This window comes from Pseudomonas sp. 2822-17 (assembly GCF_002742485.1).
Taxonomy (GTDB): domain Bacteria; phylum Pseudomonadota; class Gammaproteobacteria; order Pseudomonadales; family Pseudomonadaceae; genus Aquipseudomonas; species Aquipseudomonas cyclaminis.
This window is the reverse complement of sequence record NZ_LJRZ01000017.1, coordinates 1-228: the sequence shown is the minus strand read 5'-3', so window position 1 is coordinate 228 and position 228 is coordinate 1. Positions and strand designations below refer to the sequence as shown.

1 protein-coding gene is annotated in these 228 nt (G+C 36.4%); it reads left to right on the top strand.

The annotated features are described in order from the left end of the window. Positions 1-228 (top strand): MarR family winged helix-turn-helix transcriptional regulator (locus tag AOA60_RS00050; RefSeq protein ID WP_143522293.1); only part of this gene is annotated, 228 nt, incomplete at both ends.

Genomic DNA, 228 nt, shown 5'->3' with positions numbered 1-228 from the left:
AGAAGAAGATATAAAAGGATTTGGACTTAATACAACGGAGTTTGCCGTCCTAGAATTGTTGTACAGTAAGGGTGACCAACCAATTCAGAAAATTGGGGAGAAGGTTTTAATTGCAAGCAGTAGTATTACGTATGTGGTAGATAAACTGGAAAAGAAAAATTATCTTATTAGAAAACCTTGTCCAAAAGACCGTAGAATAACCTATGCTGCAATAACGACAGAGGGAAC